The 10861-nt window shown below is 70.8% G+C and carries 16 protein-coding genes; 13 read left to right on the top strand and 3 right to left on the bottom strand.

Annotated features, from left to right (window positions below; translation table 11 throughout):
* Positions 1–67: 67 nt before the first annotated feature.
* Genes ACFY9S_RS20365 through ACFY9S_RS20410 form a run of 10 tightly spaced genes read left to right on the top strand, consistent with a single transcriptional unit; the run spans position 68 to position 5359 of the window.
* Positions 68–457, top strand: a complete 390-nt coding sequence (locus ACFY9S_RS20365) for a gas vesicle protein GvpO (RefSeq protein WP_391130357.1) — start codon at positions 68–70, stop codon at positions 455–457.
* 46 nt (positions 458–503) lie between these two features.
* On the top strand, positions 504–938 hold the full coding sequence (locus ACFY9S_RS20370; RefSeq protein ID WP_248509489.1) for a gas vesicle structural protein GvpA: 435 nt from the start codon (positions 504–506) through the stop codon (positions 936–938).
* On the top strand, positions 935–1708 hold the full coding sequence (locus tag ACFY9S_RS20375) for a GvpL/GvpF family gas vesicle protein (RefSeq protein ID WP_391130361.1): 774 nt from the start codon (positions 935–937) through the stop codon (positions 1706–1708). Before ACFY9S_RS20370 ends, ACFY9S_RS20375 begins: the two co-directional genes overlap by 4 nt.
* Positions 1709–1712: 4 nt before the next feature.
* On the top strand, positions 1713–1976 hold the full coding sequence (locus ACFY9S_RS20380) for a gas vesicle protein GvpG (protein ID WP_391130362.1): 264 nt from the start codon (positions 1713–1715) through the stop codon (positions 1974–1976).
* On the top strand, positions 1973–2665 hold the full coding sequence (locus tag ACFY9S_RS20385; RefSeq protein ID WP_391130365.1) for a DNA primase: 693 nt from the start codon (positions 1973–1975) through the stop codon (positions 2663–2665). The genes ACFY9S_RS20380 and ACFY9S_RS20385 overlap by 4 nt, the downstream gene beginning before the upstream one ends.
* Positions 2662–3768, top strand: coding sequence for an SRPBCC family protein (locus ACFY9S_RS20390; protein ID WP_391130368.1), 1107 nt, complete (start codon positions 2662–2664; stop codon positions 3766–3768). Before ACFY9S_RS20385 ends, ACFY9S_RS20390 begins: the two co-directional genes overlap by 4 nt.
* Positions 3765–4103 carry a gas vesicle protein GvpJ gene (locus tag ACFY9S_RS20395; RefSeq protein ID WP_391130370.1) on the top strand — a complete coding sequence of 113 codons (339 nt, stop codon included), beginning with the start codon at positions 3765–3767 and terminating at the stop codon, positions 4101–4103. The genes ACFY9S_RS20390 and ACFY9S_RS20395 overlap by 4 nt, the downstream gene beginning before the upstream one ends.
* Positions 4100–4855, top strand: coding sequence for a GvpL/GvpF family gas vesicle protein (locus tag ACFY9S_RS20400; RefSeq protein ID WP_391130373.1), 756 nt, complete (start codon positions 4100–4102; stop codon positions 4853–4855). Before ACFY9S_RS20395 ends, ACFY9S_RS20400 begins: the two co-directional genes overlap by 4 nt.
* A gap of 16 nt (positions 4856–4871) precedes the next feature.
* Positions 4872–5060, top strand: a complete 189-nt coding sequence (locus tag ACFY9S_RS20405; RefSeq protein ID WP_003994122.1) for a gas vesicle protein — start codon at positions 4872–4874, stop codon at positions 5058–5060.
* 35 nt (positions 5061–5095) lie between these two features.
* Entirely contained in the window at positions 5096–5359 is a 264-nt protein-coding gene (locus ACFY9S_RS20410) for a gas vesicle protein K (protein ID WP_030843810.1), read from the top strand.
* A 51-nt stretch (positions 5360–5410) separates the two neighbouring features.
* Here the strand turns inward: ACFY9S_RS20410 and ACFY9S_RS20415 are convergent, their stop codons facing one another.
* The 3 genes from ACFY9S_RS20415 to ACFY9S_RS20425 all read right to left on the bottom strand — a co-directional run bounded on the left by ACFY9S_RS20415 (position 5411) and on the right by ACFY9S_RS20425 (position 8052).
* The gene (locus tag ACFY9S_RS20415) at positions 5411–5581 is read right to left on the bottom strand and encodes a hypothetical protein (protein WP_031136400.1); all 171 of its coding nucleotides are present in this window, start codon (positions 5579–5581) and stop codon (positions 5411–5413) included.
* Between the two features lie 42 nt (positions 5582–5623).
* Positions 5624–6445, bottom strand: a complete 822-nt coding sequence (locus tag ACFY9S_RS20420) for a methyltransferase domain-containing protein (protein WP_391130376.1) — start codon at positions 6443–6445, stop codon at positions 5624–5626.
* Between the two features lie 110 nt (positions 6446–6555).
* On the bottom strand, positions 6556–8052 hold the full coding sequence (locus tag ACFY9S_RS20425) for a phosphatase PAP2 family protein (protein WP_391130379.1): 1497 nt from the start codon (positions 8050–8052) through the stop codon (positions 6556–6558).
* A gap of 92 nt (positions 8053–8144) precedes the next feature.
* Between ACFY9S_RS20425 and ACFY9S_RS20430 the strand changes: the two genes are divergently transcribed.
* The 3 genes from ACFY9S_RS20430 to ACFY9S_RS20440 form a co-directional block, all read left to right on the top strand.
* Positions 8145–8687: an MOSC domain-containing protein gene (locus tag ACFY9S_RS20430; RefSeq protein ID WP_391130382.1), complete on the top strand. Its 543-nt coding sequence runs from the start codon at positions 8145–8147 to the stop codon at positions 8685–8687.
* A gap of 63 nt (positions 8688–8750) precedes the next feature.
* The gene (locus ACFY9S_RS20435) at positions 8751–10370 is read left to right on the top strand and encodes an ATP-binding cassette domain-containing protein (protein ID WP_391130385.1); all 1620 of its coding nucleotides are present in this window, start codon (positions 8751–8753) and stop codon (positions 10368–10370) included.
* Between the two features lie 69 nt (positions 10371–10439).
* On the top strand, positions 10440–10861 hold a 422-nt coding region (locus ACFY9S_RS20440), incomplete at its 3' end, for a helix-turn-helix domain-containing protein (protein WP_391130387.1).

Below are 10861 nucleotides of genomic sequence, written 5' to 3' on the forward strand. Positions count from 1 at the left end.
TGTCAGATGCATGTGCCCGTAGAGGTTTGGCGAACACTCTTGCGGCCACACGGAGGGGGAGGTGGCCATGTCGAACACAAAAAACACGCAAGAGTCACAGGATTCACAAGAGTCGCAGGGCTCACAAGAGTCCCGGAACTCCCGGAATACGAGCCATACGAAGGACAACGAGTCGGCCAAGAGCCGGCCGAGCCCGATGGAGGTGCTGCGCCAGGCGCGCGGCCAGCTCGCGGAACTCACCGGCATGGAAGCCGAGTCCGTGTCGTCCTTCGAGCAGACGGAGGAGGGCTGGGCGCTGGAGGTCGAGGTCCTCGAACTCGAGCGCGTGCCCGACACGATGAGCCTGATGGCGAGCTACCAGGTGGAGCTCGACGCAGACGGGCAGCTCACGGGATACCGGCGCGTCCGCCGCTACGAACGTGGCCGGTCCGACGCGCGCAGGCCCGGCGGCCGCTAGGCCGCCCGACCGGACCAGCACCCACACACGAGGAGGAACACCCGGCATGACAGTCGTACCGGCACAGCAGTCCGGCGGCGGAGGCGGCAGCAGCGGTCTCTACGACGTGCTTGAGCTCGTCCTGGACAGGGGGCTCGTCATCGACGCATTCGTCCGTGTCTCCCTGGTCGGCATCGAGATCCTCAAGATCGACGTGCGCGTCGTCGTCGCCAGCGTTGACACCTATCTGCGCTTCGCCGAGGCGTGCAACCGGCTCGACCTGGAGGCCGGGCCGCGCAAGGACCCGGGCCTGCCCGACCTCGTGGGGGAGATGACCGAGTCCGGCGCCCGCGGCAAGTCGAAGGGGGCACTGTCGGGCGCGGCCGAGACCATCTCCGACGCCTTCCAGCAGGCACGGAGCGAAGGTTCCGAGCGTGAGACCGAGTCGCGTCCGCGCGCCCGCAAGAGCACGTCGTCCCGTCGTAAGGAGGAGCAGGAGTGAGCACTTACGTCTACGGCATCGCGGCGAGTTCGCACCCCGGCCTTCCCGAGGGCATGGGCGGCGTCGGCGACCCGCCCCGGCCGGTGCGCATCCTGCGCGCGGGTGACCTCGCGGCGATCGTCAGTGAGGCGCCCGACGGGCTGCGGCCCAAGCGCAAGGAACTGCTCGCCCACCAGAACGTCCTCAGCGAGGCCGGTGCGGCCGGCTGTGTGCTGCCCATGCGGTTCGGCAGCGTCGCCCCGGACGACGACTCCATCACCGGGGTGCTCGCCGAGCGCGCCGAGCACTACCAGGAGCGGCTGCGGGCCCTGGACAACCGGGTCGAGTACAACGTCAAGGCCAACCACGTCGAAGAGGCCGTCCTGCACCAGGTGATGGCCGAAAGCCCCGACATCCGCGGCCTCGCGGAGGCCAACCGGCAGGCGGGCGGCGGCAGTTACGACGACAAGATCCGGCTCGGCGAGATGGTCGCGGCCGCGGTCAAGGCCAAGGAGGCCGACGACGGCGCCGCCGTGCAGCGCGCCCTGGAGTCGGCCGCCGACGACATGAGCGTCGGTCCGGAGTCCACCGGCTGGCTGGCCAATGTGTCGTTCCTGGTGGACCGGGACGAGGCCGAGTCCTTCCTGGCCGCGGTGGAGCAGGTCCGCAAGGACATGCCGCACCTGGAGGTGCGGGTCAACGGGCCGCTGCCCCCGTACAGCTTCGTCGAGCCCGGCCCGGCGGAGCCCGCGGGGACCGTGGTGAGCGGTACGGGCACCGGAGCGGGGTGACGACGTGGGCTTGATCTCTGAGGTGCTGCTGCTGCCGTTCGCACCGGCGCGCGGCAGCGCCTGGGCCATCAGACAGGTGGTCCAGGAGGCCGAGCGGATCTACTACGACCCCGCCACGATCCGGGCGGAACTGGCCCGCCTCGAAGGGCAGATGGAGGCCGGAGAGATCACGGAGGAGGAGTTCGACCGTCTTGAGGACGAACTGCTCGACCGGTTGGAGATCGCTTCGCGCGGGAGCGCGGGAACGGGCAACGGGACAACACCATGAACCGAGTGGGACTGGGTCTCGCCATAGGGGCCGGATACCTCCTGGGGCGTACCAAGAAGCTGAAGATGGCGGTGGCCGTCGGCGGCCTGGTCGCCGGGAAGAAGCTGAACCTGAGCCCGCGCATGGTCGCGGAGCTGCTTCAGCAACAGCTGAAGGACAACCCGCAGTTCAAGGAGATCGGCGACCAGCTGCGCCAGGATCTGCGCGGCGTCGGCAAGGCCGCCTCCGGTGCCATGGTCGAGCGGCAGATCGACGCCCTCGCCGACCGGCTGCACGGCCGGACCGCACAGGTGCGCGACCAGCTGACGGGCGTGGTGCCCGGCGGCCGTGACGAGGAGCAGGACGACGACGCGGACGCCGAGTACGACGACGAGGACGCCGAGTACGAGGACGAGGAACCCGAGGACGACGAGGCCCGGGACGACGACTCCGAGGACTCCGCGCAGGAGGACGAGGACGAGGACGAGGACAAGGACAAGGACGAGGAGCCGGCGGCGAGTAAGGCCCCGGCCAAGAGGCCGTCCGCGAAGAAGACGGCCAAGAAGGCCCCCGCCAAGAAGGCGGCCGCCAAGAAGGCGCCCGCGAAGAAGACGGCGGGGAAGAAGACAACGGCCGCCAAGAAGGCGACCTCCGGGAGCAGGGGCGGCAGCGCCCGGTCCCGGCTGCCGAAGGGAGGCGGTGAGGGATGAGCGACACACTTGGCTCGGCGAAGTCCGCCGCCGACGGAGCGGCGAAGAACCCGCTCACCGACGTGGCGCACGGTGAGGCCGCCGACCGGCTGAAGGCCGAACTGCAGGAGTACCTTGCCGCTCAGGCCACGCGCATGCTGACCGGCGTCGGCCGCAAGCTCGGCGAGACCACCGGCAAGCTGAACGACATCGCCGAGGGCAACAGCCCCGGTTTCGCCAAACTCGCCCTCGACGGCGGCCGCAAGATCGCCGAGGGCAAGGGTCCGGTGCGCTCCGCACTGGAGATGGGCGGCTCGCGTCTCAAGGACAAGGTCACGGGCGCCTTCAAGGGCCTGGGCGGCGGCAAGGGCAAGAAGGGCAAGGGCCGCTCCGGCAACAAGCCCACCGTCATCATCGAGCACATAGACGTCGGCGTGCCGCTGCGCACCGCGTACGACCAGTGGACGAAGTACCAGGACTTCAGCACCTTCGCGAAGGGCGTCAAGAGCGCGAGCCGCGACGACGACACCCATTCCGACTGGCAGGCGAAGATCTGGTGGTCCAACCGCAGCTGGAAGGCGAAGACGACCGAGCAGCTCCCGGACGACCGCATCGCCTGGACCTCCGAGGGCGCCAAGGGCACCACGAAGGGCGTCGTCTCCTTCCACCGGCTCACCGACAACCTCACGCGCGTCCTGCTCGTCATCGAGTACTACCCCTCCGGCTTCTTCGAGAAGACCGGCAACATCTGGCGCGCCCAGGGCCGCCGGGCCCGGCTCGACCTCAAGAACTACGTCCGCTTCATCACGATCAAGGGCGAGGCCGAGGACGGCTGGCGCGGTGAGATCCGCGACGGCGAGGTCGTCCGCAGCCACGAGGACGCGCTTGCCGAGGAGGAGTCCGAGGAGGAGCGCCCCGAGGGCGAGGAGGCCGAGGACGAGGACGACGAGGAGCGGCCGGAAGAGGGCGAGGAGGAGCCCGAGGGCGAGTACGAGGACGACTCCGAGGCCGGATACGACGAGGAGGACGAAGAGCCCGAGGAGGAGGAAGAGCCCGAGGGCGCGTACGAGGACGAGGAGGACGAGGACGAGGACGAGGAAGTCGAGGCAGGGAGCCGGCGATGACGACGCCCAGCAGGATGCCCGAGCCCTACGGTCAGGGAAGCAGCGCCAACCTCGCCGACATCCTTGAACGGGTCCTGGACAAGGGCATCGTCATCGCTGGCGACATCCGGATCAACCTGCTCGACATCGAACTCCTCACGATCAAACTGCGTCTGATCGTCGCCTCTGTCGACAAGGCGAAGGAGATGGGCATCGACTGGTGGGAGACCGACCCGGCCCTGAGCTCACGGGCCCGCCGTGACGAACTGACCCGTGAGAACGCCGAGTTGCGCGAGAGGCTGGCCCGGCTGGAGGAACTGGAGCCCGGCCTTGCGGAGAAGAAGGAGGCACCGTGACCGGACTGCGGTACGTCTACGCCGTCTGCCGCCCCTTCGGCACACCGCTCCAGTCCCAGTTGACGGGGGTGGCGGGTGATCCGCCCAGAGCGCTGACTCACCACGGCCTGGTGGCCGTGGTGAGCCACGTGCCGGAGCGGGACTTCGCCGAGGAGCCGCTCCGGCGCCATCTGGAGGACCTGGACTGGCTCACCGAGACCGCCCGTGCCCACCAGGGCGTGATCGACGCGCTCACCACCGTCACGACCCCGCTGCCGCTGCGGCTCGGCACCGTCTTCCACGACGACAGCGGCGTACGGACGATGATGGAGGCCCGCGAGGAGGACTTCCTGCGCACCCTCGACCGGCTGGAGGGCCGGGTCGAGTGGGGCGTCAAGGTGTACGCGGAGTCCGAACCGCAGGAGAGCGCCCGGCCCGCGCAGAAGGCCGCGTCGGGCCGGGACTACCTGCGGCAGCGGCGCCTGCAGACCAGGTCCCACGAGGAGACGTGGCAGAAGGCCGAGGCATTCTCGACCCGACTGCACGAGGAGCTTTCCGCATTCGCGGAGGACTCCCGGTTGCATCCCCCGCAGAATCCCGCGCTTTCCAAGGTGACGGGGCGGAACGTGCTGAACGCCGCCTATCTCGTGCCACGCGCGCATTCCGAGGAATTCGTGGAACTGGTGGACCGCACGAAGGGTGAGATGCCGGGAATGCGCATCGAACTCACCGGTCCCTGGGCGGCCTATTCGTTCGCCGGGGAGACCACATGACCGACCGGGAGAATCCGTGACCGTAGTGGAACGCCGTGAGGTCGCCCTCGTGGACCTGCTCGACCGGCTGCTCGCCGGCGGCGTCGTGATCACGGGGGACATCACGTTGCGCATCGCCGACGTCGACCTCGTCCGTATCGACCTCAACGCGCTCATCAGCTCGGTGAACGCCCAGGTGCCCTCGCCGTTCGAGGAGTTGCTGTGACCGCCCCCGAGAACCCCCGCCCGCGCTCCAACCGGATGGATCTGGAGCCCGACACCGTCGAGCGTGACCTGGTCAAACTCGTGCTGACGGTGGTGGAACTGCTGCGCCAGCTCATGGAGCGCCAGGCGCTGCGCCGGTTCGACGTGGGGGACCTGAGCGAGGAGCAGGAGGAGCGGATCGGGCTCACGCTCATGCTGCTCGACGAGCGGATGACGGAACTGCGCGACCGCTACGGACTTCGGCCCGAGGACCTCAACCTGGACCTCGGGCCGCTCGGGCCGCTGCTTCCGCGGGACTGACTCACACGCGTTCCCCCGGGCCCTGACCGGACCCGGGGGAACGTGTGCGTACTACCACCTGTACCAGCGGCCCCTGCCGCCGGCTGCTGACGTGCCACGGACGAAGAATCCCAGCAGCCACAGGACGAGAACCGCGAGAGCGATCCACCAGAGAATCTTCACTGCGAATCCGGCGCCGAACAGAACCAAAGCCAGAAGCAGTACCAGCAGGATGGGAACCATAATTCGAACCTCCTGCTTTTCAAGTGTCCCGGAAACGGCGTTTCAGGCTTCCTTGCGGCAGAGAATCTCTCCGTGCAGCACGCTGAACCACCCGTCCTCCCGCGTGCCCCACTCCCGCCAGGCCGCGGCCACGTCCCGCAGCCCCGCCTCGTCGGTGTGACCGCCCCCGACGGCCCGGTTCGCGTATGCCGACGCCAGGGTGCGGTCGGCCCACAGCCCGCTCCACCAGGCCCGCTCCTGTGGCGTGGCGAAGGTCCAGGTGTTGGAGCTCGCCGTGATGTCCGTGAGCCCGGCCCGCAGCGCCCAGGACTTCAGCCGGCGCCCGGCGTCCGGCTCACCGCCGTTGGCCCGGGCGACCCGGCGGTAGAGGTCCAGCCAGGCGTCGAGTCCCTCGGAAGTGGGGTACCAGGTCATGGCCCCGTAGTCCGCGTCCCGTACGGCGACGATCCCGCCGGGCCTGACGACCCGCTTCATCTCGCGCAGCGCCCGCACCGGGTCGCCCACGTGCTGGAGCACCTGGTGGGCGTGGACCACGCAGAACGTGTCGTCCGGGTAGTCCAGGGCGTGGACGTCTGCGACCGCGAAGCCGACGTTGGCGAGCCCCCGTCCGGCCGCCGTGGCACGCGCCTGCTCCAGGATCTCCGGCACCCGGTCGACTCCGGTGACCTGCCCGTCGGGCACCAGCTCGGCGAGGTCGGCGGTGATCGTGCCGGGACCGCAGCCGATGTCCAGGATCCTCATGTGGGGCTTGAGGGAAGGCAGCAGGTACGCCGCCGAGTTGGCGGCGGTCCGCCAGGTGTGCGAGCGCAGTACGGACTCGTGGTGCCCATGGGTGTAGACGGCGGTCTCGCGGGGTCCCGGCATGGCGGATCCCACCCCTTCCGGTCGGGTCGGCAGGAGATCACCGTACGCAGGATCGCCGCATATTGAGACCCGCATCCTGAGATATGGACTGACGAAGCGTCAGTAACGTGTCAGTAGCCGACGATCGGCCGGTACACGGTCAGCGCCTCCGGGAGCTTCTTTAGCGTCACGCGGCCTTCCACCTCGGTCACCTCGCCGTCGTAGGCGAGGAGCGTGCCGGGCGCCACATGGTCCATGCGCAGCCGTCCCACCTGGACGGCCGCATGGACGGGGGAGCGGGTCAGGGGGCCCGAGAGGGCGGCGGCCAGCAGCCGCACGGCGGGCCGGCGGCCACCGTGCACGACCCGCACGTCGAGCTGCCCGTCCGCGAGGTCCCGCCGGCGCCCGGAGGCGAGCCCCACGCGGTGGTAGGTGCCGTTCCCGGCGAACAGCAGCCACAGCGGACGCGTACGGCCACCGAACTCGGCCTCCAGCGGATGCCGGCCGGCCCGCAGCACACGCAGCGCCGCGAGCACACCGGCCGGCCAGCCGCCGACCCGGTGGGACCAGCGCTCCCGCTCGCGCACCAGCTCCGGATAGACGCCGACGCTGCAGGTGTTGAGGAAGACGCCGTGCCGGTCGCCGCAGGAGTACCGGCCCACGTCCACGCGCACGGCGTCGCCCTGACGCAGCGCCCGGGCCAGGTCGCGCACGTCCTCCACGCCCAGGTCGTAGGCGAAGTGGTTGAGGGTGCCGCCGGGCAGCACCGCCAAAGGCAGGCCGGCGCGGAGGGCGACGCGGGCGGCGGTGTTCACGGTGCCGTCGCCGCCGCACACGCCCAGGACCCGGGCGCGGCCGGCCGCCTCCTCCAGCCGCGCGGGCACGTCCCCGGGAGCGCACTCGACGACCTCGGCGCCCGGGAGGGTGTCGCGCAGGGCGCGGGCCCGGTCCGCGCTGCCCGAGGCGCTGTTCGCGACGAGGACGAGTCCCTCGCCCTCCAGCAGCGCCGGAACGTCGGCCTGCGGGCGGGCCGGCGGGGTGACCTGGCCCCGCGTCGGCACCAGGCCCCGTACGGCGAACGCGGCGCCCGCGCCCAGGGCCACGCCCGCAAGGACACCGCTCGGGTGGTGGACGCCGGTGTACACCCGGGACAGGGCCACCGACGCGGCCACCGGGGCGACGACCGCACCCCAGGCCGGGGACTCCAGGGCGACACCGGTGGCGAACGCGGCGGCGGACGCCGCGTGCCCTGAGGGGAACGACGTGGTGACCGGCTGCCGCTTCAGCTGCCGGATCAGCGGGACCGCGTGCCGGACCGGGCGGGCGCGGCGGACCGAGCGCTTGCCGAGGACGCCGACGGTGAGGGAGGCGACGCCCAGGGAGGCCAGCCCGCGGGCCGCCGCCCGGCGGGCGCGGGGCGTGCGGCTCACGGCGAGGCCGGCGGCGGCCGCGAACCACAGCACGCCGTGGTTCGCGCCGCGGCCCAGTTTGGACAGGACGGGGTCCGCACCCGGCCGGTGCCGGCCCGCGGCGGCCTCGAAGAGGCGGCGGTCCAGAGTGAGGGCTCGGGCGCGCAGGGGACGGTGACCGGGCTTCGGGACGGTGAGGTCCGGATCGGGGGGCGTCATGCCGTGCGGGTACCCGGAGGGGGTGGACACACCGACGGCCCCGGGGCAGGCTCATGGCTGATCATCATCACCGAAACAGGGGGATCAGACCGATGAGCGGGCACGTGACGGCGGTCAGCAGCAACGGGGAGTACTCGTTCACCAAGCCGAACCGGGACAGCATCAGGCTGCTCACCGGCCTCGGTGTCGAGGGGGACGTGCACGCCGGGGTGACGGTCAAGCACCGCTCGCGCGTCGCGCAGGATCCCACCCAGCCGAATCTGCGCCAGGTCCACCTCATGCACGAGGAGCTCTTCGCCGAGGTCCGTGAGGACGGGTTCGAGGTGGCCCCCGGCGAACTCGGCGAGAACATCACCACCCGCGGCATCGACCTGCTCGCACTGCCCACCGGCACCCTGCTGCGCATCGGCGACAGCGCGGTCCTGGAGGTCACGGGGCTGCGCAACCCCTGCCTGCAGATCGACCTGTTCCGGGACGGGCTGCTCAAGCAGGTCGTCGGACGTGACGAGGCGGGCAACATCGTGCGCAAGGCCGGGATCATGAGCGTGGTGCGGGAAGAGGGCGTGGTACGGCCCGGCGACACGATCGAGGCGGAGCTCCCCAGCGGACCGCATCGGCCACTGGAACGGGTCTGACCGGCACCGCGGATCCCGAAACCCGTTTGCCCCCCGCCCCCGCGTCCCCACAGAATCGCGCCCATGGGTCACCTCGAAGCCGCGCACCTGGAGTACTACCTGCCCGACGGAAGGGCACTGCTGGGCGACGTCTCGTTCCGGGTGGGGGAGGGGGCCGTCGTGGCCCTCGTGGGGCCCAACGGCGCCGGGAAGACCACCCTGCTGCGGATGCTCGCCGGTGAGCTCAAGCCGCACGGCGGGTCCGTGGTTGTCGGTGGCGGGCTCGGGGTCATGCGACAGTTCGTCGGCTCCGTACGCGACGAGACGACCGTGCGGGACCTGCTCGTGTCCGTCGCCACGCCGCGCATCCGCGAGGCCGCGAAGGCCGTCGACAAGGCCGAGCACGCCATCATGACCGTCGACGACGAGGCCGCCCAGATGGAGTACGCGCAGGCCCTCGCCGACTGGGCCGAGGCCCGCGGCTACGAGGCCGAGACGCTGTGGGACATGTGCACCATGGCCGCGCTCGGGGTGCCGTACGACAGGGCGCAGTTCCGGGAGGTGCGCACCCTCTCCGGCGGCGAGCAGAAGCGGCTCGTCCTGGAGGCGCTGCTGCGCGGCACCGACCAGGTGCTGCTCCTCGACGAGCCCGACAACTACCTCGACGTCCCCGGCAAACGCTGGCTGGAGGAGCGGCTGAAGGAGACCCGCAAGACGGTTCTGTTCGTCTCCCACGACCGCGAACTCCTCGCCCGCGCCGCCGAGAAGATCGTCTCCCTGGAGCCCGGCCCCGCGGGCGCGGACGCCTGGGTGCACGGCGGCGGTTTCGCCACCTTCCACGACGCCCGGCGCGAGCGCTTCGCCCGCTTCGAGGAGCTGCGCAGGCGCTGGGACGAGAAGCACGCGCAGTTGAAGAAGCTGGTGCTGAACCTTCGTCAGGCCGCCGCGGTCAGCCATGAGATGGCCTCCCGCTACGCGGCCGCGCAGACGCGTCTGCGCAAGTTCGAGGAGGCCGGACCGCCCCCGGAGCCGCCGCGCGAGCAGGACATCAGGATGCGGATCAAGGGCGGCCGCACCGGCGTCCGGGCCGTCACCTGCGCGAACCTGGAGCTCACCGGCCTGATGGCCCCCTTCGACCTGGAGGTCTTCTACGGCGAGCGTGTCGCCGTCCTCGGCTCCAACGGCTCGGGCAAGTCCCACTTCCTGCGCCTGCTCGCCGGCGACGCCGTGGCGCACACGGGCGACTGGAAGCTGGGCGCCCGGGTCGTGCCCGGCCACTTCGCGCAGACCCACGCGCACCCGGAGCTGGAGGGCCGCACACTCCTCGACATCCTGTGGAAGGAGCATGCCCAGGACCGCGGCGCCGCTTCCTCGCGGTTGCGCCGCTACGAGCTCACCCAGCAGGCGGAGCAGACGTTCGACCGTCTCTCCGGGGGCCAGCAGGCCCGCTTCCAGATCCTCCTGCTGGAGCTGCAGGGCGTGACGGCGCTGCTGCTGGACGAGCCGACCGACAACCTGGACCTGGAGTCCGCCGAAGCCCTCCAGGAGGGCCTGGAGGCCTTCGACGGTACGGTCCTCGCGGTCACCCACGACCGCTGGTTCGCCCGCTCCTTCGACCGCTTCCTGGTCTTCGGCAGCGACGGCCGCGTCCGGGAGACCCCGGAGCCGGTCTGGGACGAACGCAGGGTGGAACGGGCCCGCTAGTGTGATGCGCCAGAAATCCTGAGGGTTAGTAAGTAGCCTGTTGGTATGCCGCATCCGGGCCCTTCCGCCGTGGAGATCACGCTGTCCGAGGACGAGCGTGCCGAGCTGATGCGTCGGGCGGGATTACCGGACCGGCGTCCGGCCGAGCGTGCCCGGATCATCCTGGCGTGCGCTGAAGGCATGTCGAATGCGGGCGCCGCGCAGGCCGTTGGCGTGGCGGTCAAGACGGTGAGGAAGTGGCGCGGAGCCTTCGCCGCGGAGCGGATGGCCGGGCTCGAGGACACCGGGCGCATCGGACGGCCGAAGGCCGACCTGGTCCTGAGTGAGGCTGAGCGGGATCAGCTCACCCGGTGGGCGAGGCGGGCGAAGACCGCCCAGTATCTGGCGCTGCGGGCAAAGATCGTGCTGCGCTGCGCGGAGGGCGGGACGAACCGGCAGGCCGCGGCCGACCTCGGTGTTGATGAGTCGACCGTGGAACGCTGGCGTGCGAG

The sequence above is a fragment of the Streptomyces sp. NPDC012474 genome (assembly GCF_042955185.1).
Lineage (GTDB): Bacteria > Actinomycetota > Actinomycetes > Streptomycetales > Streptomycetaceae > Streptomyces > Streptomyces cahuitamycinicus.

Bases quoted from the DNA above. Each gene is read 5' to 3' on its own strand.
- ACFY9S_RS20410 (WP_030843810.1), top strand. From the start codon at position 5,096: ATGGATCTGGAGCCCGACACCGTCGAGCGTGACCTGGTCAAACTCGTG.
- ACFY9S_RS20390 (WP_391130368.1), top strand. From the start codon at position 2,662: ATGAGCGACACACTTGGCTCGGCGAAGTCCGCCGCCGACGGAGCGGCG.
- ACFY9S_RS20415 (WP_031136400.1), bottom strand. From the start codon at position 5,581: ATGGTTCCCATCCTGCTGGTACTGCTTCTGGCTTTGGTTCTGTTCGGC.
- ACFY9S_RS20365 (WP_391130357.1), top strand. From the start codon at position 68: ATGTCGAACACAAAAAACACGCAAGAGTCACAGGATTCACAAGAGTCG.
- ACFY9S_RS20430 (WP_391130382.1), top strand. From the start codon at position 8,145: ATGAGCGGGCACGTGACGGCGGTCAGCAGCAACGGGGAGTACTCGTTC.
- ACFY9S_RS20425 (WP_391130379.1), bottom strand. From the start codon at position 8,052: ATGACGCCCCCCGATCCGGACCTCACCGTCCCGAAGCCCGGTCACCGT.
- ACFY9S_RS20385 (WP_391130365.1), top strand. From the start codon at position 1,973: ATGAACCGAGTGGGACTGGGTCTCGCCATAGGGGCCGGATACCTCCTG.
- ACFY9S_RS20370 (WP_248509489.1), top strand. From the start codon at position 504: ATGACAGTCGTACCGGCACAGCAGTCCGGCGGCGGAGGCGGCAGCAGC.
- ACFY9S_RS20435 (WP_391130385.1), top strand. From the start codon at position 8,751: ATGGGTCACCTCGAAGCCGCGCACCTGGAGTACTACCTGCCCGACGGA.
- ACFY9S_RS20420 (WP_391130376.1), bottom strand. From the start codon at position 6,445: ATGCCGGGACCCCGCGAGACCGCCGTCTACACCCATGGGCACCACGAG.
- ACFY9S_RS20395 (WP_391130370.1), top strand. From the start codon at position 3,765: ATGACGACGCCCAGCAGGATGCCCGAGCCCTACGGTCAGGGAAGCAGC.